Source organism: Sulfurospirillum diekertiae, from assembly GCF_011769985.2.
Lineage (GTDB): Bacteria > Campylobacterota > Campylobacteria > Campylobacterales > Sulfurospirillaceae > Sulfurospirillum > Sulfurospirillum diekertiae.
In genome coordinates this window covers 539195-560278 of record NZ_CP039734.2, presented here as the reverse complement: position 1 = coordinate 560278, position 21084 = coordinate 539195, and the positions used below count along the sequence as shown (strand labels likewise).

The window sequence follows — 21084 nt, the reverse complement described above, 5'->3', positions numbered from 1 at the left end:
TTGAGCGAAGTCCATGACAAACACCATCCAACATTCTATTTTAATTTTTAACTACAATGAAACTATTCTTGAGAGCCGTAATACAGTTTTGTGCAATACGATCTTGGGTCAAAAAATTTCTTTGAAAGAAAAAAACATTAAAGGTATTCTTGTTTCACTCAGAGAAGCTCCTTATTCTCCTTTTGTTAAAGAAGATCCAAACCTTGCAAATCTTGTAACACAACTTGAAAAACTTAGCCAAGCAATTGATCTTCCAATAGCCATTGGTGACTATAAAAAAGATACGTTTACCTATCTCAAAAAACTTAGCGCAAATACATCGGTTAAACTCTTTCAAAACATTAACACCGCCCTTCTTTTTTTTAACCCAAGTGCGCTCAAAAAAGAGCTTGCGGTACTGATTTATGATGATGATAAAGAGAATGCTGATAAAATTTCCAGTGAACTTATCAAGCTTGGATATTCGATTGTTCATGCCCATGATGCAGAAGATTTTAAACTCAAAGCCTCTGCTAAAAAATACGATATGACCATTACCCATACGGCGATCAACCAATCAAAAAGCAAAGTTTCGGCTACACAAAGTTTAGGACTTTCTAGACAACTCATTATGAATCTCCCTGTTTTTATTGATACGGCCGTTAATTCCCTCGTCACAATTACAGGTCTTGAAGCTCAAAAAATCAAACACGAGATCAGACCGTTTAATGAAAAAATTCCACCGCAAGTGATTATTGCGGCTATGAAATTTAAAGGTGAGATTTCCGGTTCTTTCTTTCTTATATTTCCAAGAGAACTTGCCCTTATTGCACTTGAGGCTATGCTAGGAGAGAGCCTTGAAGCAGATGACACGGCTGCGATTGTTGATGGGGTTGCAGAGTTTTGTAATATTATTACAGGTTCAGCAAAAGCAATTTTTTCTAACAAAAAACTCAAAGTGCTCTTTGAACTTCCTAAAACCTATCTCTCTTTACAAGTTGCCCTTAACGATACTTTGGGTTCTAATGGCGTTTGGATTGATATGCAGTTGGATGAAAAACCATTTTACATGTTTATCACGAAGTAATTACTTCTTTTTTAAAACACGTAAAGCCTCACTTAAAGGTTTATCGTCTTCTTCGCTCTCTTGCATAACCTCAATATTGGGTGTTACTCCATTGGGCCAAACACTTTTCCCTTTTGGAGTGCTCCACCTTGCTGTTGCAAATTTTACGGCTGACGAAGTAGTAGATAGAGGGAAAAGAGTGGCAAAAGTATCTTTGCCAAACGTTGGAGTGCCGATAATTATTGCACGATTATACTCTTGCAATACCGAAGCTACGATTTCAGAACTACCAGAGGAGTCATTATTGACTAAAATGACCAATGGAATGGTTTTTAAAAAAGAGAGTGCTTCAATTTTTTCAACATATTCCATTCCGTCATAATCTTGTGGTGTATTGATATACTGCTTTTTTTCTTCTTTGTGCCGACTTTTCACATTAATGATAGGCTTGTCTTTCTCTAAAAAGAGTGACGTAAGGGCTATGCCACTGATGAAATACCCACCGGGATTATCGCGAAGATCCAAAATCATTCCGTCTAGTTTATTGTGTTGAAGATTATAAAGATACTGTATGTCATCTAACATTTCTAAAAGGGCATTTTGTGCAAAAGAACTTACCTTAACATAGGCTATATCGCCTTCAAACATCAAGGAAGTAATATAATCAATCGTCACAACTTTACGCATGACTTGTACTTCAATAGATTTAAAACTATTAGGTTTTAAGATACCTAATTTTACTTTCGTATTGGGTGACCCCCTTAGTGCTGCGACAACTTCTTCAAAATTTAAGTCACGAACCAATATTCCATCAATCTGAACAATTTCATCGTCTTTTTGAAGATTTGCTTTTTGTGCAGGAGAGTGATCGACAACCGATTTTACAAAGATATGATTATGCTTTTCTGCCAAAAATAGTCCAACTCCAGCTACTGCTTTAGAACTGAGGTATAACGTTTCATATTCTTCTTCGTTCAAATAGCGCCCATTTGGATCAACACTATTGACCATTCCATCCAAACATCTGTTCATCAGTCGTTTTTCATCAACAGAAGTTATGGACTCATCTTTAATTTTCTGAACAACCTCTTGATACAAAGTCGCAGGATCATATGCTGGTGTATTGGCAGCATTAAGCATACTCAAAAGAGTGAAGGCTAACACAAAAAAACGTCTCAAAAATATCTCCTAAGCTCTATCATAATGTTGTATGGTACTACTTTCAGATATTTTTTGCAAAAATGTTTATGCACTTATGACATACTCTTTTTATTGATCATTCAGTATCAAACGCATAGGTTGCATCACAGAGGTTTGAAATCCAAACTGCTGATAAAAACGATGTGCGGCTAAATTGTCAGTGTCCGTTAAAAGTGTAATGCGTTTACATGTAAGTTTTTTTGCATAAGCAATGGCATGTTCAACCAGTATATGTCCACCGCCTCTTCCTCGCCATGCAGTATCAACTACCATATCTTCTAAAAAAGCAACACGTCCACCCAATGCTGTGCTGATTGTCCATAAAAGGCTGACCATGCCGATGATTTTTTGCTTATCTTTGAGAACAAAAATCGTACCAATTTTTTTATCTTCTAAGATCGTTTGAAGCCCTCTTTTTTGGATATCTCTTGCAGGAGCAAACTCTGCTTCTTGTGAAAAAAGTAGTGTTAGCAAATCAATTAAACTCTCTATATCCGAAAGTTTTGCCTCTTCAACCGTGAACATAGCAGACCTTTACTTTTTTATTATTGTAACATAGGAACCTTTTTTGCTTGTTATAATTACTATGTTATAAGGAGTTTTTATGACTATCAGCGATGCAAAAAATAACCTCAGTCAATTGTTTAGTAGCACGCAATCTGTGCTCAAAGACGATAGTGCTTCTACAACATCTTCTTTTGCAGAAGAATTCCAAAAACAAATTGCCACAAAAACAACCATGAATCAGTCCGCTATCACAGAACCAAGTGAATCAGATGCAATGGTTGAAGAGTTTAAGAAGACGTTGGGAAGCAAAGGTGCTCTGACTTTTTTCCAAGATTATAACAATGAAAAAATTGAAAAAATGATTGAAGAGAAAAAAGCAGAATTAGAAGACAAACTAGGATTAAGTGCCGATGCTCAACCTCCATTAACGGGGAATGCGCGAGCCGAAGCACTAGCAAGTTTAGACCAAATGTTGAGTGATTTTCGCAAACAACTCATGGATAAACTTAATACGGACACTAAGATAGATCAGCAAAACTCAATGCTCAACACATTTTTACAAAAAATGGGTTAACGTTTTTGCAAAATTAAAATAGTTTTATCAGGCTCGTCGCCAAAAAGTGTGACGGGTTTGGTAGAGCAGAGTTTAAACATTTTAAGCTTTTTGAAAAATGAAAGTGGATGAAAGTATTGTGTTATCGAGCCCTCAACTTTACGGTAAAGCTCATCCTCTTTTTCAAATAAAACGATCTTTGTTAACAATTCTTTATCAGAAAATGTTGCATCAACGCATAAAAATTGGTTTTCCTTATCTTGACACATGACGCCATCTGCCACACCTTCAAAACCATACAGCGTGTTAACATCGAAGATAAAATAACCCTCTTTGGGCAAAACTCTTGCGACTGCTTCCAAAAAAGAGTCCATCTCTGTAGGGGAGATGTAATTAAGAACATCTGCGATGGCAACCACGCATTCAAACGAAGCTTCACCAAACTCCTCTAGCTCTTTGGTACTTGCATTCATACCTAAAGTAAGGGAGCGTTCAACCATTGCAACACTTCTATCAATGCCATAGGCATCAAATTGCTCGTTTTGCAAATGCTTCAAAAACGTGCCATTACCACATCCAACATCTAAAACAGTCTTTACATGTAAAGGTTTTAACAAACTCAAATAGATCTGGTAGAGTTTTTCATATTGTGCATCAAAACCGATTAAAGATTCGATTTTGGCGTAAAGATCAAGAGGATTTATCATAGATAAGCTTTGTTTGGGGCTTTATTTCAAAGCCCCATAAGATTTAGTCGACGAGTTCTTGTTTAAAGAGCGCTTCGTTGAAAGTACGACCTAGGTATTCACAAACGATTCTTACGTCACGTCTGGCATTACCAAGACAACTTGTAGCACCTGGGCTTGGCGTCATATTAAAGATAATACCCGTTCCCGGATTGATGCTTGCTTCACCTAACATCAATTTTTTCTCTGTTTTGTTGATTACTTGAGGTCTTACTCCACCAAAGTGATGGGCGTACTCAATCTCGTCTAGTTGCAATGATGGAACAATTTTGCGCGCATCTTTGATGAAAAGTTCTTTACCAAATTTAGGAACTTCAAAGAAGAAGTTTCTAAAGATATAATTTCGAATGTCGCTATCTTTCATCAAATCATAAAAGACTTTCGCTACTTTACCATCAAACTGTAATGTTTGCCAGAAATCAAGATACGTACCGCCTGTATAACGCTCCAATTTTGGAAGAACCAACGCCGTTGGTCCAAAACGGGTACAACCATCGGCTAAAATATCAGGATCACCATGCAATGCTGCAAATGGAAGTTTTGGGTGTTGAACCATGTAAACTTTACCATTAAGCATTTTTTTCTTTGTCATATAAAAGCTACCTGCAACGGGTAAACATGCAAAGTCAAGACCAAATCCCATATCGTGTGCAAGATAAAGGGAGTGTGCACCAGCGTTTACTACCACAAAATCAGCCGTAAACGTTTGATCTTTGGTCATCACAACATGCATATCACCAAGTTTGGTAATATTGGTTACTTGAGAGTTCAAAAAGACATCAGCGACTTTGCCTTCAATCTTTTGCGCTTCATGAACCAAACTCTCTGTCATGGCACCAAAATCAACGGTACTGTACTGACCACCTTCGACGCCCACACCAACAATGTTATCAGGGCGTTCTTTGCCATCAAGGTCATAAATGAGTTTTGGCTCAATTTTGGCGAGTTTTTCTTTGTCAAAGACTTCTAAATACGGATAAAGTTCTTTGAACTCTTCGTATCTATTTTTCATATAAGCAACTTCGGTATCACCCACACCGATTGCCATTTTTTGGTGCGAAAATAAGAATTTACCTTCGTGTCCATGCGCAACACAATATTTTGCAATCATGCTTGCAGTCTCTTTGACTTTTTTCGCTTTTTCTAGAGTATAGTTAGTCTCGATATCACCACAGTGAATGGTTTGAGAATTTGACGTTCCAGCAGAATTTAATTTTGCTAAACGCTCATATTTTTCGACAAGCGCAATGCGCTTAACGTCTGTATATTTTGCAAGCTCATAAAAAAGAGCTGCACCTGAGATTCCGCCACCGACGACCAAGACGTCATAGTGATTTTTTGTCATGCTAAACAACTTCCTACTCTAAGATTTTAGGGTGCGATATTCTATTATAAAAAGTCCTACAACAACTTTAAATAAAGTTGATTTTAGACCTTTAAAATAAAATTTTTACTTTACAGCGATTGCTTCGATTTCAACTAAGGCATTTTTAGGCAGTGATTTCACGCCAACCGTACTGCGTGCAGGTTTGTTTTCCGTAAAGAAAGAGCCATACACCTCATTGACTTTTGCAAAGTCATCCATATTTGCTAAGAAAATGGTTGTTTTAACCACTTTTTTCAAACTACTTCCCGCCTCTTTAAGCACTGCTTTGAGGTTTTCCAATACTTGAGTGGTTTGCGCTTCCACATCACCTTCTAGAAAGCTACCATCGGGTTTGAGTGCAATTTGTCCCGAAGTAAACACCATGTCGTTCACAACAATGGCTTGCGAATAGGGTCCAATAGCAGCAGGTGCATTGGTTGTTGAAACAATCTTCATAGAACTTCCTTTTTAAAGTTTTCAATTACAGTTTTAAATACCGACACCAAAGAGTCTACTTCGCTTAAAGGGCAGCACTCATTGGGAGCATGAATCGTGTCATTAACCACGCCGCACTCGACGGTTGCAACACCAAAATTACCAAAGAAACGTGCATCACTGGTTCCACCCGCCGTGGAAAGTTTAGGTACTTTTCCGTTTACATGTAAAAGCGCATTCTTGAGTGTTTTGATAATTAAAGAGTCTTTACATGTAATAAAAGGTTGCGCACTTTGGCTGAGGCTGAGGCTAAAGTTCATTCCCTGAAGAACGTCTTCTACATAGAGACGAATTTTTTCTATATCGGTTTGAGTTGAGTTGCGGACATTGAACATAATCTTGAGATTTCCAGGAGTGACATTGGTGACTTCCATACCGCCGCGAATATCGGTAATAACCATTTGGGAAGGGGTAAAATCCTCATCACCATTATCGAGTAAATGACCTGCAAGCTTGTGCAGTACGGAAGCTACTTGATGGACAGGATTGACCGCTTTTTCAGGATAAGCCGCATGACCTTGCTTGCCTGTAATTTCAATGACCCCATTGACAGAACCTCTACGCCCAATTTTGATAGCATCTCCAAAAACTGTTTCGGATGTAGGTTCTGCCACAATGGCGTAGTCGGGTAAGAAGGAACGACTTTTTAATGCTTTGAGAACTTCTATGGTACCGTGTTTAGCATCACCCTCTTCGTCACTGGTGAGAAGTGCTGAGAGTGTGCCCTTAAAATTTTCTGTTTGTTTGAGTGCTTGTAAAAATGCACACACACCACTTTTCATATCTTGCGCACCCCTCGCATAAACGATACCCTCTTTCATGATAGGTTCAAACGGCTCACTCTGCCATCCATGACCCGCTGGTACAACATCAATATGCCCTGCAAAGCAAAGATGTGGACCTTCACTAAAGCGTTTATATAAAAAGAGATTTTTCGTTTCTTCAACGTTCACTTCCATAACGTTAAAATCATTTAAATACTCTTTTATAAACGCAAAAGCCCCATCATCATGAGGTGTTACGGAGACAAAGCGTAAAAGTTTTAAGAAAAGTTCTTCTGTTGTTAACATCATTCCTCTATTTTAAAGAAGTATCGTTTAGAGTTGATACTCTTTCTTCGTTTATTCTCTAACATCAAGCTTTTTTAAAGTTTAATCAATGTAGCACCATATCCACCCATATTAATCGGTGCATCACCATAGGAAACAAGTGATGGATAGGTGCTTAAAAAGGTTCGTACCGCATACGCTAATTTGCCTGTCCCAATGCCATGATAGACCAAAACCTCATCAAAACCACTCATCAATGCGTCACTTAAAAATTTATCCAGTTTTTCAACGGCTTCATCGGCTCGCAGACCATGTAAATCCAAAATCATTGAGCCACTCGGTGTCTCTTTAGAAATCACCACGCCCGCTTTATGCACTTTAGGTTGATTACCACTGCGTTTGAGCTTAGAGAGTGGCACGCGAAGCATAATGCCATCGCATTCGATGGTTGCTTCCTCTTTTTTGATGCTTTTAATCACCCCTTTGGAGCTTCCATATTTGATTTTATCGTTTACATGTAAAGGTTCGGCCTTTTGATCGGGAATCACTTTGCGTGTCTCTTGATGCAACTGATTGGCTTTGTTTAACAGACGATGCGACTCTTTGGTATCGGAACTTTTAATCGCTTTTTTTGCTTCGCCAATCGCTTGATTGAACTCTTTAGACATCTTCGAATAGGCATGATCAAACTCTTCTCTCACGCGCTCTTTTTCATCGCGCAAAGACTCTTTGAGTTTTTCTACCTCACGAAGTCTCGCATCCAGTTCTTCCGAGGTTTTGCGCATCTCAAGCTCTAAATCAATATTTTTTTGAATGAGCTCATTGAGTTTTTCTTTGTCTTCGCCATACAAAACACGTGCTTCGGCAACTAAGCTCTGCGGAATCCCATAACGAAGGGCTGTTTCAAACGCATAACTTCGACCAATCGTTCCTTTGAGAAAGCCGTATGTGGGACGTTCGCTCTTTTCATCGTAAATTGCGGCCAAAAGCTCCACTTCTGGGTGGGTGGCAAGCAAGGAAGCTAAGCGCTTATGGTGGGTGGTAATGACGATTTTCATCTCTTTGTCGATGAGTTTTTCGATCATCACTTTAAAGAGATTCGCCGCTTCATCAGCGTCCGTTCCCAGCTCAATTTCATCCACACCAATGAGTGCTGCTTTTTTCCCAAAGAGTTTACTAAACTCATTCATCCGCCCGGCAAAGGTGGAGATGTCATTTTTGACATTTTGAGGATCATCCAAAATGGCAAAGACTTCTTTAAAAGAGCCAATGCTCGAATGTCTCGCGTCAATGCGCATCGGAAGCAGATATTTACTTAAGATTGCCGCTGAGAGAATCGACTTTAAAAGCATCGTCTTACCCCCCGCATTCACACCTGTGATCATCAAAACTTGTTTGGAAAAATCAATCGTGATGGGTTTTGGATTCACAAGAGCAGGATGGGCAAAGTTTTCAAGCTTGATCGAATGTGTTTTTGAAGGAAGCACAAACTCCATATCTTTTTCTCTCGCATACGCAACTCTCGCATAATAGGCATCAAAACGGTCAAATTCTTTGTTCACAAAGCCCAAAAATTTAAGTTGCTTGGTAAACACGGCAGAGATCTGTTTGGCGTACTTATAAACCAGCTCTTCTTTGCGGTCTATCAATTCACTTTCGCGACTTACCAGTTTGCCTAAAGATTCAGGTACGACATAAAAAAATCCGCTACTACTGCGCCCAATAACATTGCCTTTAAGCACATGATTAAATCCACCGCGAACCAAAAGTGCTTCTTGATTATTGATATAGTGAATCTGTTTATCGGCGAGGTAAAGTGCTATTTTTTCGGTGGAAATGAGACGGCGAAGGGTGCTGTTCATTTCATCTTTCACCATTTTGAGACTTTGTGCGATGTTGGCAAATTGCTCATCAACACTAGGTTTTAGTTCCCCTTTCTCATCAAAATAGTCACAAATGTGTGTAATCTCTTGGGGAATCAGAATTCGTTCCATCCATTCGCCAAGACTTTGATCAATCAACATATTTTTGAGATACTGCATATACTTGATTATTTGAACAAACGCAAAAATTTCATTGAGACGCAGTATGCCCATCTTGCTTAGATGCATGAGTGCTACATCCAAAGAAGGAACTTCAGGCAGAGGCTTGAGGCGATCACAGGTAAGAAGCTCATGAATCAATTTATAATGTAAATTTGCGTCACCCTCCATAAAAAGGGGTTTTTCACGTGCTAAAAAGTGCTTAAAACTTTGGGCATAATCGACCAAATCCAGTTTTGAAAAAAGTTTTTCCATTAGGGATTTACTTTCGCTTTTTCAAGCTTACATGTTTCTAAATCGATGACAACACCTCTGTCATTTTGGTTATTATTGTTTGCAATAAAACTAAGCGTTCCATTCACAAAAACAAAGGTGTCCAAAGAAATTTCTCGACCATCACAATAGAGCGATTTACCTTGTTTAAATGCACTAATCATCAAACGGTTTTCTTCACTGCTCTGTCGACTTTGTGCTTCATACCACCAAGCAAGAGCGAGGAGAAAGGCAAGGACCATAAACAGTCCTCCTTTTGCTTTTTTAGAAAAAGTGCTCTTTTTGGCAGCGATAACAGAAGCAATAAGAAACACGAGTGCTAAAAAAAGTAAAAGTTGCATCACATAACTCCTCTGAGTTGATAGGTTATATCCCCCGCACCAAAACTAATCACCAAACCTTCATTAAACATCTGCTGATTCGCTTCACAAGGGAATACTTCAATACTATTCTCATTTCGGTAAATACGCGGTGGGAAAAGAGGCGAATAACGTGCGAACTCTTTTTCAAAATCAATGAAAACCTCTTTTTCACCTGCTTTCCAAACCGGTAAAATAATAAGCTGATCCACGCCTTCAAAGCAGTTAACAAAACTCTCTAAATTATCAATCGTACGTGAGTATTTGTGCGGTTGCCAAATGGCAGTAATCTTCGTAAGCCCCATGAGTTCAGCATATTTTTTAGCTGATTGCAGTGTTGCTTTGATCTCAGTGGGATGATGACCGTAATCATCAATCAATGCAAAAGTTTCACCCTTCGTTAAAAGATCAAAACGCTTTTTAATCCCTTGGTAGTTTTTGAGTTTCTCACGTGCCGTATCCACGTCCATTTCATGTAAACTTGCTAAAATAGCTAAAGAGGCATCCAGTGCCATGTGCGCGCCAATACCCCACACTTCAAAACGTCCTAAATCTTTAAGAACAAACGAGGTAAAAGGCTCACCATTGCGCATCACGGTCTCAATCTCACGAATGTCTCGACTCGGATAAAGACGATCCGCTTCCAATTCCGTTAACGTGCTCAAGAAAGGATCTTCTGCATTAATGACACGAATCTTAGCACTCTCTAAAAAGTGTCTGTAAGCTCCGTAGAATCGGTCATAATCGTAGTTATAATATTCCATATGTTCAGGCTCAGCATTGGTGACAATAGCAATGTAGGGATTGGAGTTTAAGAAACTCGCATCACTCTCATCGGCTTCAAAAATGACATTATTGCCCTCTTTGTAGTACATATTAGAGCCATATTGCTTACTCTCCGCACCAATAACCAAAGAGCCCTCTACCATGGAAGCGAGCATCGCACTCGTTGTACTTTTACCATGTGCTCCACAGACTGAAAAAACACGTCTATTTTTCAAGATAAACAAAAGAGCTTCACGACGTGGCATGATCGTCATGTTTTTCTCACGTGCTCTGACTAACTCAATGTTATCAGGTTTAATAACCGCTGAAAACACCACTAAATCTTGATCGGTAATACACGCTGGATCATGAGGAATATGCACAGGAATACCCATCGCTTCTAAGCCTGCTGTAATTTTACTGGCTTTAACATCTGAGCCTGTGATTTCATAACCCTCTTGTTTTAAATATTTTGCTAATGCGGAAAGCCCTATTCCGCCGATTCCTACAAAATGAACCTTTTTCAACCATTATCCTTCATACATAATCTATTTTTACACGCTTTACAAGCTAAGCTTGAAAAGCTACGCTGCGCTATGCACTAAAGCTTGCCTCTTTCGAGGCAGAAATATAGCGCTTTTATGCTTTACATGTAAAGCTTGAAAGGCTTCACCTTTTTTAGAAAGAGGCGATAACCTCTTTGATCTCTTTTAATATCTGTTCCGTTTTTTCGCTATTTTCAACAAGCGCAATGCGGACATATCCATCACCCATACCGCCACGTCCTAAGAAACGACCTGGTAGAACTTTGATATTTTTTTGCTCATACAGTTTACATGTAAATTCCAAATCATTCTTCACTTCTAGCCAAACGTAAAAGGTTGCATTGATTGCGGGTACACCTAAGATATCGTGTGCTAAGCGAAGGTTTTTCGCGTATTGTGCACGTGTGAGTTCCACATGTTCCATATCATTCCACGCCGCAGCTGATGCTTTCTGGAGTGGCAAGGGAATCGCTGCTCCCACGTAGGTACGATACTTTGCGTAACCACTGAGGATTTTCTCATCGCCTGCAATAAATCCTGAGCGTAACCCTGGCGCTGAACTTCGTTTGGAAAGAGAATTGAGTACCAAAATATTTCTAAATGTATTATTTCCTACATGTAAAGAGGCTTCCAACAAAGAGGCTGGCTTCTCGCCCACGTAAAGTTCACTGTAACACTCATCATTAAGAAGTACAATATCGTATTTGAGGGCAAACTTCACCCATTCACCCAGTTCTTCAAGGCTTAAAACCGAAGTGGTGGGGTTGTTGGGAGAATTAAGAATAATCAAATCTGCTTCTTTGAGGGCGGCTAAATGAATATCCGGTTTAAACCCGTTCTCTTGAGTCAAATTAAGATGTACCACACGAGCACGACTCGCAATGGCGGCACCTTCGTAGATTTGATAAAACGGGTTTGGATACGCCATCACAGGGTTTGGCTTGTCATGAAGGAGGTACTGAGGAAAATTAAAAAGCACCTCTTTTGTTCCAAAAACAGAGATTAACTCACTGGCTTTAAGCTCAACACCAAAACGCTTTTTCACAAAACTGCGTTGCGCTTCATTAACAGATGCTTCACCCGAAGATTTAGGATATTTTTTGAGCAAATGCACATTTTCTTTGAGTGCTTTTTGAATAAAATCAGGTGTCTCAAACTGTGGCTCACCAATGGTTAATGTAACCGCTGGATACGCACTGTTGGGCGTAATATCTTTTAATAATTCCGTTAATTTTTCAAAGGGATAAGGTTCAAAATGCAATGGTTTTCCTTTTACATGTAAAACAATTTTTAGTGTAGCATTCCAAATTTTTGGGTGATGAGTTCACCCTCTTCATTGATAAACAGATAATAAAGCAAATCTTTTTTAACGCTGAGCCCCGCTAGATAGCGCAATGCTAAATTGGCTTGCAACGAGGCTATGTGCATCACAATAGGAGCAGCAATACCGGAAGGTTTTTTGTCACTAATCTTAAAGGCAGAAAAACTACTCTGCTCAAAAAAGCAAACTTGCCCATTAAACGCTTCAACAGAACCATAAACCCACGGTGTTTTTACCTCTTTGGCATAGGCATCAATTAAGCTACGTGTTGGTAAATTATCGGTTGCATCGATGATAAGATCGACTTCAATCTCTTTACATGTAAAGACTTCCAAACGTCCGATATGCGCATAAACTTTGACAAAAGGGCAACGCGCTTCAATGCTCTCTTTGACCACATCGGCTTTGAGTTTTCCCTCATCCCCTACTTTAAAAGCAATTTGACGATGAATATTATGCACACTCACTTCATCAAAATCCACGAGGTGAATTTCACCAATACCCGAACTTCCTAGCGCGTACGCTAAAGAGCTTCCTAGCCCTCCACAACCAATGATGACAATTTTTTTACTTTGTAAACTTTGTTGTGTCTCTTCTCCCCAGAGCTGTACTTGTCTGTGGAAATAGTGCATCATACGCTTTCTCGCTTACTTACCTGTTTTTTCCATCCCCAAAGCTTTCGCGCTTCCGCAAGGCTTTCTTTTTCGATGGTCGCGACCAGCATCTCTTCTTTATCGCCTAAGGTGAGCTCGACTTCGCCAAAAGGAGAAATCAGACTGCTTTTGCCGTAAAATTGCCACGTCTCTTCTTCTTTGTAACTTCCCACACGGTTAGCTCTTAAAATATAAACATTGTTTAACATGGCTCTCATTTTAAGAAGCTCTTCCCAACGGTGTGCTGAATCAAATGTGGATGAAGTCGGTGTAAGGACTACATCCACATTTTTCTTCATGACTTCCATCCAAACAGTGTCAAAATGAAGTTCATACCCACTGACGATACCAAAGCGAATACCATTGTGTAAAAAGATAGGCAATACATATTTTGAAACGGTATTGGCAAAGAATTTCTCTTCATTCCAGTGTTTATAATTAATTAAAAATTGTTGATCAAAAAAATGCACCGATTTAGCCGAAAAATGAGCATTGCATTTGTAGCAAAACTCCCCTTTAATATTGACAATCGGAGCAATGACATGCAAATCATAATCCGCACACAATTTTTTCAAAACTTCAATTTTATGATTGGATTGCTCTTTAATCATGGAAAGTGGCATACTTTCTAACTCTTTGAAAAAACTGTTGAGTGCGTATTCACTTAACAGCACCACCTCAACCTCTTTTTGTTTGCAAATGCGAAAGTAATAATCGAGTTTTGCTTCGCTCATTGGGAGTGTACTGAGTTGCAATGCCGCTATTTTCATGCCAATGCTTCCTTCTCTTGCAATTTTGTATAGGTCAGTTTTGCCTCTTCAAGCATTTTGGTTGCTTCTTTTAAAATGGCAATACCTTCTTGGTATTTTTTCATTCCCTCTTCCAAGGAGAGCTCAGGATTTGAAAGTGTCTCTAAAATCACTTTGGCGTTCTCAAGCTTTGTTTCAAAACTTTGTTTCTCTTCTTTCATCTTATACCTTCGCTTCCAGTGCTTTTTTAATGTAAAAATCAAACTTGTCATACTCAACTAAAAAGGCGTCGTGCCCATACTGACTGTCAATGCAGACATAATCCACACGATCAGCTCTGCCCATATTTTCCATCGTTGTCTTAATCAAAGCCATCTCTTCAGGCATAAACAGACAATCGCCTTGAAATGAAATAAGGGTGAGTTTTGCTTTGATAAACTTAAGCGAGTCTTCTAACGAGTCATAATTACGTGTTGCATCAAATATATTCATCGCTTTAATGATGTAGAGATAGCTTAATGGATCAAATCGCTTGGCAAAACTGTAACCATTATACTCCATGTAACGCTCCACCTGAAAACGTCCAAAAAGCTCGTACAGACCGTCAGTCTCAACGTAATTGCGTCCAAATTTTTTATTCATCGAATAAGGACTTAAAAAGCTAATATGCCCCGCCATTCGACCAATCGCAAAACTGAGCAGCCCTTCTTCTTCAAAATCAGAGGCGTCGTAATTGCCATTTTTAAAACGTGGGTCATTCACGATACCCTCTATCGCGATCTTATTCCATGCAATCGCCCAAGGACCTGTCGCGTATGTGGTTGCAAGCAGTATAACCCGTTTAGCAAAATCAGGATACTCAATGGACATACACAGCCCTTGCATGCCCCCAAGAGAGCCCCCAATAATCGCATACGCCTCTTTGATCCCCAATCTGGTAAAAAGATTCATTTGTGCTCTAACCATATCACTGATCGTTAAAACGGGAAATTTAAGGCGTAGTGGTTCTTTGGTTTTAGCATTGATGCTCATAGGTCCCGTTGAGCCAAAACAACTTCCTAGGATATTGACGCAAATGACACAAAACTTGGTTGTATCAATGATTTTTCCATCGCCTATGAGAGGATCCCACCAACCAGCCTTTGTTTCACCTTCATAGCGACCTGCCGCATGATAACTTCCAGTGAGGGCATGAAAGACAACAATGACATTGCTTTTGGTCTCGTTCATGTCACCATACGTCTCATACTTAAGATCATAGATTTCTAAGATACGACCACTCTCTAAATAGAGCGGTTCATCAAAATGGGCAATAGCTGTTTGAATTTTCACACATTTCCTTATTACTTTTTACCACGGTTTTTAGGCAAAGCCCAAAAACCTACGCTCGCCGCTGTGGCACTGAAGCTTGTCTCTTTCGAGACAGAATATTTTTTACATGTAAAAAATATAATGCTTAGTTTACTCTGTAATTTGGTGCTTCGTGTGTGATGATAACATCATGCACGTGGCTCTCTTTAAGACCCGCACTGGTAATTTCAACAAATTCAGCTTTTTCTTGATAATCAATAATATCACGTGCACCCACATAGCCCATAGAAGACCTAAGGCCTCCCACCAGTTGGAAAATGACATCGCGAATAGAACCAGCATGAGGAACACGTCCTTCAATACCTTCGGGGACAAGTTTATCAGCAGCCGTTCCCTCTTGGAAATAACGATCACTACTTCCCTTCGTCATCGCCCCAATACTTCCCATACCACGATAGGTTTTATATTGGCGTCCTTGGTACGTAATAAGCTCACCTGGGCTCTCATCGGTTCCAGCAAGTAAACTTCCAACCATAACACTTTGAGCTCCAGCAGCTAACGCTTTTGCAAAGTCACCTGAATACTTAATACCACCATCAGCAATAATGGGAACACCATATTTACGCCCCACATCGGAACACTCTTCGATTGCCGTCATTTGAGGGACACCTACACCTGAAACAATACGTGTGGTACAAATACTTCCAGGTCCAATACCTACTTTAATGCCATCAGCTCCCGCTTCAACAAGAGCAAGTGCCGCTTCGGAAGTTGCAATATTCCCTGCAATAATATCAACTTTAAGCTCTTTTTTGATCAGTTTAACAGTATCAATAATTCCTTTGGAGTGACCGTGTGCTGAATCTAAAACTAAAACGTCAGCACCCGCTTCCACGAGCGCACGAGCACGATCCAGTTGACCCACACCAATAGCAGCTCCCACACGAAGTCTACCAAACTCGTCTTTGTTGGCATGAGGATACTCTTGGCGCTTTTTAAGATCTTTAATTGTAATCAGACCCGCTAGTTTATTGTTTTCATCCACGATAGGAAGTTTTTCAACTTTATTGGTTCTAAAAATTGCTTCGGCATCATCCAACGTTGTGCCTTTTTTAACGGTGATCAAAGGCATTTTTGTCATGAGCTCTTCAACATTTTTACTATAGTCATTTTCAAAACGAAGATCGCGATTGGTTAAAATACCAATCAATATATCGTTATCATCAATTACAGGAACACCTGAAATGCGGTACTCTGACATAATGGCAAGTGCTTCTTTAAGCGTCGCTTTGGCTTTAATGGAAACAGGATCAATGATGATACCGCTTTCACTTTTTTTAACACGTCTGATTTCACGCACCTGAGATTCAATATCCATATTTTTATGAATAATGCCAAGTCCCCCAAGACGCGCCATCATAATCGCCGCACGGTGCTCTGTTACGGTATCCATTGCAGCCGATACCAGAGGGATATTCAGTGTGATATTCTTCGTTAATTTTGTTTTAATATCAACCTCTTTAGGCAAAATCTCTGAATACTTTGGTACCAATAATACGTCTTCAAATGTTAATGCTCTTTTTCTAATTTTCATGTGTGTCCTTCTCCTATAACCCTAATTCTCTCTCTAAGCTCAGCGCTCCATCTAAAAGTGCTTGCTCACCATACGCTTGACCAATAAGTTGTCCGCCAACAGGAAGCCCTTTGCTATCCATTCCAAGAGGAATCGAAATACCAGGAAGCCCTGTAAGATTGAGTGAAATAGTGTAAATATCACTCAAGTACATCTCCAATGGATCTGCTTTTGAACCAAACTCAAACGCACTCGTTGGAGTTACAGGCATAAAAATCAGATCAGCCTCTTTAAAAATTGCTTCATACTGCGCTTTTATAAAATGACGTGCCTTTTGTGCTTTGATGTAATATGCATCATAATACCCACTGCTTAGAACGAAGGTTCCCAAAAGGATTCTTCGTTTAACCTCTTCTCCAAAACCAAGGCTTCGGCTTTGAATAAACATTTCTTTGAGGTTTTCATTGCTACCACGATTACCATAACGAACACCGTCATAACGACTGAGGTTAGCACTCGCTTCGGCTGTTGCAATCACATAATAGGTTGCGATGTCGTATTTAGAGTTAATAAAATTGCGATAAATAATTTTATGTCCCGCTTTTTCGAGTGCGCGAATGCCATCCATCATGCGCTCTCGCACTTCAGGACTCGCTTCATTGAGGTAATTCTCAATCACAGCAATCGTCATTTTACGATCAGCGTTCAGTTTGTCTGCAACGCTTTGGTGCGCTATGTTGGCACTGGTAGAGTCTTTAGGCTCATGCCCTGCAATAATGTCATATAAAATCGCCGCATCTTCAACATTTTGCGTAATCGGTCCAATCTGGTCAAGTGAGCTTGAATACGCACCCAAACCGTAACGGCTGACTTTGCCATAGGTTGGTTTTAATCCAACACAGCCACAAAAAGCGGCGGGTTGACGAATACTTCCACCCGTATCGCTTCCAAGGGCTGCAATGGCAATGCCCGCGGCAACTGCAGCGGCACTACCACCACTACTACCACCTGGGACACATTTTGGATTGTGCGGGTTTAAGGTTTTTCCATAAAACGAGGATTCAGTGGAGCTTCCCATCGCAAATTCATCCATATTGGTACGCCCATATGGAGAGAGCCCATGACGTAACATATTGTCAATAACCGTTGCATTGTAAGGGGCAACATAACCTTGAAGGATGTTAGAGCCACTGGTAACTTCCCAACCATTGACTTGAATATTATCTTTAATGGCAATCGGAATGCCTGAACCATACTCACTAATCGCTTTACCTGTAAGCTGTTCGATATAAGCACCCAAACTTTTTGTTGCTTCTATTTTTTGCTTTAAATCAGTTCGAAACGCTTCGATCTCTTCTTTGGGAAGTTTTAATGCCTCTTTTAAGGTTATCAACGCCTCTCCTTTATCGTTATTTATAAAATACTTTGCACAAAGACACGCAAAACAGAACTCATTTCACTTTGTGGTTTGTTAAAGTTTACTGCCTTTATCAGCAGATTTCAATTTTTTTGTTTTGACATTGATCAGATAAATACACACACCAATGACTGCGAAAATCGCGCCAATGGTTATAAAAACAAAACTTAACGGCACAGGAGCACTGAAATTAAACATTTAAAGCCTCATTACAGCGGTGGCACAGCTCTTCTTCGCTTTTAGCGCGATATTTCCAACAACGCGGACATTTGCATTTGGCAGCTTTAAAGATTTTAAAGTGATCGCCTGCGACTTCAAATACGCCCATTTCACCTGTTTCCATATGTTCAATCACCTTACTCACGGTAAACCAATCTTCCGCATCCACTTTTTCCAAGGCTGCAATTTTAGGAGAACTGGTTTGAAGCACCAACTCTAGGGTTGATTTGATGATTTTCTCTTTTTTGAGCGCATCAACGATCTCAAAGAATTTTTCACGCGCTTCGACCATATAAGCTTCTTCAAACGATGTTGTCATATTTGGCAGTGACTCGTACACAAGGTCAAAAACACTTTCGCCTTTTTGTTTTAAGATAGCAGGTGCATACTCCATCATCTCATCAATCGTATAGGTCAACGTTGGAGCCATCAAGACCATCAATTTCTCGGCAATCATCGCCATCGCACTTTGCGCAGAGAGACGAATCGTGTCGTTTTTAGCGTTACAATAAAGCCTATCTTTGGAAATATCGAGATAAATTCCGCTGAGTTCCACAGCGATAAAATGGTTCAAAAGCGCAAATCCTTTGGAGAATTCATACTCTCTAAAGTACCCCTGCGCCTCATCAAAAACCGCTTTGGCGTGGACTAAAATCCATTGATCCAAAACGCTCATTTGCGAGTAGGGCAAAAGAGTCTCTAAATCATTAATATTTGCCAATAAAAATCGGAACGTATTACGAATTTTTCGGTACTGTTCGCTGATTTGTTTTAAGATATTGTCACTGATTTTAAGATCCGTCGTGTATTCACTGGTTCCAACCCAAAGACGAAGAATTTCGACACCATGGCTTTTTGCAATATCGGTAGGCGCAACAACGTTGCCTTTCGATTTGCTCATCTTCTCGCCTTTTTCATCAACCGTAAAACCATGGGTTAAGATTTTACCGTACGGCGCAATGCCGTTGTTGGCAGTACTGACCAAGAGTGAACTTTGGAACCAACCACGATGTTGATCACTGCCTTCCAAATACATTGACGCAGGATAATCCCCCGCATCGTAATCTGGAGATTGAAGTACCGCTTTCCACGTGCTACCACTGTCAAACCAAACATCCAAGATGTCCATCACTTTTTCAAGATTCTCAGGCTTATAACCGCTATTGGCGACCAAAAGGTCTTCAATCTCTAAATCCCACCACGCATCCGCACCTTTTTCTTCAAAAATATTAGCGATATGCGTGACAACGTTCGCATCAAAAATCGGTTTACCCGTCGTTTTATCTCTAAAAAATGCAATTGGCACACCCCAATCTCTTTGTCGGGAAATGCACCAATCCGGTCTATTTTCGATCATTGAGCCCAAACGGTTAATGCCAGATTTGGGGTAGAAACGAACCTTTTGAAGCTCGTCCATGGCCATTTTACGAAGGCTCTCACGTCCGTCAACCGCTTCATCCATCGCCACAAACCACTGTTTGGTTGCACGGTAAATGACCGGTTGATGTGTTCTCCAACAAAATGGGTAGGAGTGGGTAAATTTTGAACATTTCAGAAGTTTGTCGCCCAAAAGCTCCAAAATACGCTCGTTGCATTTAAAAATATGCTCACCGACAAAACTCTGCGCATCAGGAAGCAATCCTAAACGAACGACAGTTTCATCGTAACAACCTCTCTCATCCACAGGCATAATCACTTCAAGACCGTAACGAAGCCCTACTTTGTAGTCATCATCGCCGTGCCCCGGTGCGGTATGAACACAGCCACTTCCGCCATCCATCGTTACATGCTCCCCTAAAACAAACTGTGATTTACGTCCATTCAGTGGATTAAGAGCAAAACTATTTTCAAGCACACTCGCTTTAAAGGTTTTAACGATTTCACCTTTCACCACACCTTGCTCTAACAGTTTTACATGTAAAGGCTCAGCGACGATATAACCGTCACTCGTAAGCACATAGTTTTCATCAGGACTAAACGCAATTCCCACATTCGCAGGCAGTGTCCACGGCGTTGTTGTCCAGATAATAACTGAAGCATCCGTGCTGATTGCTAGTTTTGCCTTAGCTTCAGGACTCAGTGCAAAAGCAACGAAAATAGAATAATCTTCTTTGTCCTCATACTCGACTTCGGCTTCGGCTAACGCACTACGTGCCGCCCATGACCAGTAAACCGGTTTACTGCGTTCAACCAAAAGTCCTTTATCGGCAACGCCACACAATGCGCGGTAGATGTCGGCTTCAAATTTAAATTTCATCGTCATATAGGGATTATCCCAATCGCCAATAACACCTAGGGATTTAAACTCTTCACGTTGAATATCAATAAATTTACGTGCATGTTCACGACACAACTCACGAATTTTGCTTTTGGGAAGGGCATCTTTTTTCTCTTTCCCAAGATTTTTCTCCACTTGTTGCTCAATGGGCAAACCGTGACAATCCCAACCGGGAACATAACGTACTTTTTCACCAAAAAAATAGTGGGTTTTGACGATCACATCTTTGAGAATTTTATTAAGGGCATGTCCAATGTGAATGTGTCCATTGGCATACGGAGGACCATCGTGAAGAATAAATGTCGTTGGGGCATTTTCTCTATTTTTGATCATTTTTGCATAAGCGCTCTCCTCTTTGGAAAACCACTTGGCATAACGTGCAGGCTCATTTTGAGGAAGATTGCCACGCATTGGGAAATCGGTTTGAGGAAGAAGCAAGGTCTCTTTATAGTCCATCTATTTATTTCTCCTTGGAAGCTACAACTCTTTACATGTAAGCGTCTCTTAAAATGAGGCAAGTTTATCTAAAAACGATTTAAGAAGCACTTACGGTATAATACGAGATACGTTATGACTCTAAGTTTGAGTCCGCCAATACAGTTGGCAAGCTTTAATGCC

At 40.1% G+C, this 21084-nt stretch carries 20 protein-coding genes; 2 read left to right on the top strand and 18 right to left on the bottom strand.

Annotated features, from left to right (window positions below; all coding sequences use genetic code 11):
• Positions 1 to 13: 13 nt before the first annotated feature.
• Complete coding sequence (locus FA584_RS02920; RefSeq protein WP_167750165.1) at positions 14 to 1066, top strand: chemotaxis protein CheX; 1053 nt, start codon at positions 14 to 16, stop codon at positions 1064 to 1066.
• Here FA584_RS02920 and FA584_RS02915 read toward each other — a convergent pair whose 3' ends face one another.
• Together FA584_RS02915 and FA584_RS02910 are read right to left on the bottom strand one after the other, a co-directional pair.
• Complete coding sequence (locus tag FA584_RS02915; protein WP_167750164.1) at positions 1067 to 2224, bottom strand: S41 family peptidase; 1158 nt, start codon at positions 2222 to 2224, stop codon at positions 1067 to 1069.
• A 90-nt stretch (positions 2225 to 2314) separates the two neighbouring features.
• On the bottom strand, positions 2315 to 2770 hold the full coding sequence (locus FA584_RS02910; RefSeq protein ID WP_167750163.1) for a GNAT family N-acetyltransferase: 456 nt from the start codon (positions 2768 to 2770) through the stop codon (positions 2315 to 2317).
• A gap of 79 nt (positions 2771 to 2849) precedes the next feature.
• Here FA584_RS02910 and FA584_RS02905 point away from each other — a divergent pair, with 79 nt between their 5' ends.
• Positions 2850 to 3326, top strand: coding sequence for a hypothetical protein (locus FA584_RS02905; RefSeq protein WP_167750162.1), 477 nt, complete (start codon positions 2850 to 2852; stop codon positions 3324 to 3326).
• Here FA584_RS02905 and FA584_RS02900 read toward each other — a convergent pair.
• The 16 genes from FA584_RS02900 to ileS form a co-directional block, all read right to left on the bottom strand.
• On the bottom strand, positions 3323 to 4012 hold the full coding sequence (locus tag FA584_RS02900; protein WP_167750161.1) for a class I SAM-dependent DNA methyltransferase: 690 nt from the start codon (positions 4010 to 4012) through the stop codon (positions 3323 to 3325). The two genes, FA584_RS02905 and FA584_RS02900, sit on opposite strands and share 4 nt — an antisense overlap.
• A 43-nt stretch (positions 4013 to 4055) precedes the next feature.
• Positions 4056 to 5396, bottom strand: a complete 1341-nt coding sequence (locus tag FA584_RS02895; protein ID WP_167750160.1) for an FAD-dependent oxidoreductase — start codon at positions 5394 to 5396, stop codon at positions 4056 to 4058.
• Between the two features lie 105 nt (positions 5397 to 5501).
• Positions 5502 to 5873, bottom strand: coding sequence for a RidA family protein (locus tag FA584_RS02890; RefSeq protein WP_167750159.1), 372 nt, complete (start codon positions 5871 to 5873; stop codon positions 5502 to 5504).
• Positions 5870 to 6982 (bottom strand): succinyl-diaminopimelate desuccinylase, encoded by a 1113-nt coding sequence (dapE, locus tag FA584_RS02885; protein ID WP_167750158.1) that lies wholly within the window; start codon positions 6980 to 6982, stop codon positions 5870 to 5872. The genes FA584_RS02890 and dapE overlap by 4 nt, the downstream gene beginning before the upstream one ends.
• A 74-nt stretch (positions 6983 to 7056) precedes the next feature.
• Entirely contained in the window at positions 7057 to 9258 is a 2202-nt protein-coding gene (locus tag FA584_RS02880) for an endonuclease MutS2 (protein WP_167750157.1), read from the bottom strand.
• Positions 9258 to 9617: a hypothetical protein gene (locus FA584_RS02875; RefSeq protein WP_167750156.1), complete on the bottom strand. Its 360-nt coding sequence runs from the start codon at positions 9615 to 9617 to the stop codon at positions 9258 to 9260. The genes FA584_RS02880 and FA584_RS02875 overlap by 1 nt, the downstream gene beginning before the upstream one ends.
• On the bottom strand, positions 9617 to 10927 hold the full coding sequence (murC, locus tag FA584_RS02870; RefSeq protein WP_167750155.1) for a UDP-N-acetylmuramate--L-alanine ligase: 1311 nt from the start codon (positions 10925 to 10927) through the stop codon (positions 9617 to 9619). Before murC ends, FA584_RS02875 begins: the two co-directional genes overlap by 1 nt.
• Before the next feature lie 151 nt (positions 10928 to 11078).
• Positions 11079 to 12206 (bottom strand): succinyldiaminopimelate transaminase, encoded by a 1128-nt coding sequence (locus FA584_RS02865; protein WP_167750154.1) that lies wholly within the window; start codon positions 12204 to 12206, stop codon positions 11079 to 11081.
• A 29-nt stretch (positions 12207 to 12235) separates the two neighbouring features.
• Positions 12236 to 12901: a HesA/MoeB/ThiF family protein gene (locus tag FA584_RS02860; RefSeq protein WP_096045896.1), complete on the bottom strand. Its 666-nt coding sequence runs from the start codon at positions 12899 to 12901 to the stop codon at positions 12236 to 12238.
• On the bottom strand, positions 12898 to 13689 hold the full coding sequence (locus FA584_RS02855; protein ID WP_096045895.1) for a carbon-nitrogen hydrolase family protein: 792 nt from the start codon (positions 13687 to 13689) through the stop codon (positions 12898 to 12900). The genes FA584_RS02860 and FA584_RS02855 overlap by 4 nt, the downstream gene beginning before the upstream one ends.
• On the bottom strand, positions 13686 to 13889 hold the full coding sequence (xseB, locus tag FA584_RS02850) for an exodeoxyribonuclease VII small subunit (RefSeq protein WP_096045894.1): 204 nt from the start codon (positions 13887 to 13889) through the stop codon (positions 13686 to 13688). The genes FA584_RS02855 and xseB overlap by 4 nt, the downstream gene beginning before the upstream one ends.
• Before the next feature lies 1 nt (position 13890).
• Complete coding sequence (metX, locus tag FA584_RS02845) at positions 13891 to 15000, bottom strand: homoserine O-acetyltransferase MetX (protein WP_096045893.1); 1110 nt, start codon at positions 14998 to 15000, stop codon at positions 13891 to 13893.
• Positions 15001 to 15124: 124 nt separating this feature from the next.
• Positions 15125 to 16573 carry an IMP dehydrogenase gene (guaB, locus tag FA584_RS02840; RefSeq protein WP_087437817.1) on the bottom strand — a complete coding sequence of 483 codons (1449 nt, stop codon included), beginning with the start codon at positions 16571 to 16573 and terminating at the stop codon, positions 15125 to 15127.
• Between the two features lie 13 nt (positions 16574 to 16586).
• Positions 16587 to 17945, bottom strand: a complete 1359-nt coding sequence (gene gatA / locus FA584_RS02835) for an Asp-tRNA(Asn)/Glu-tRNA(Gln) amidotransferase subunit GatA (protein ID WP_096045892.1) — start codon at positions 17943 to 17945, stop codon at positions 16587 to 16589.
• A gap of 78 nt (positions 17946 to 18023) precedes the next feature.
• Positions 18024 to 18167: a hypothetical protein gene (locus FA584_RS02830; RefSeq protein WP_167750153.1), complete on the bottom strand. Its 144-nt coding sequence runs from the start codon at positions 18165 to 18167 to the stop codon at positions 18024 to 18026.
• Positions 18160 to 20922, bottom strand: a complete 2763-nt coding sequence (gene ileS, locus FA584_RS02825; protein WP_096045891.1) for an isoleucine--tRNA ligase — start codon at positions 20920 to 20922, stop codon at positions 18160 to 18162. The genes FA584_RS02830 and ileS overlap by 8 nt, the downstream gene beginning before the upstream one ends.
• Positions 20923 to 21084: the final 162 nt, after the last annotated feature.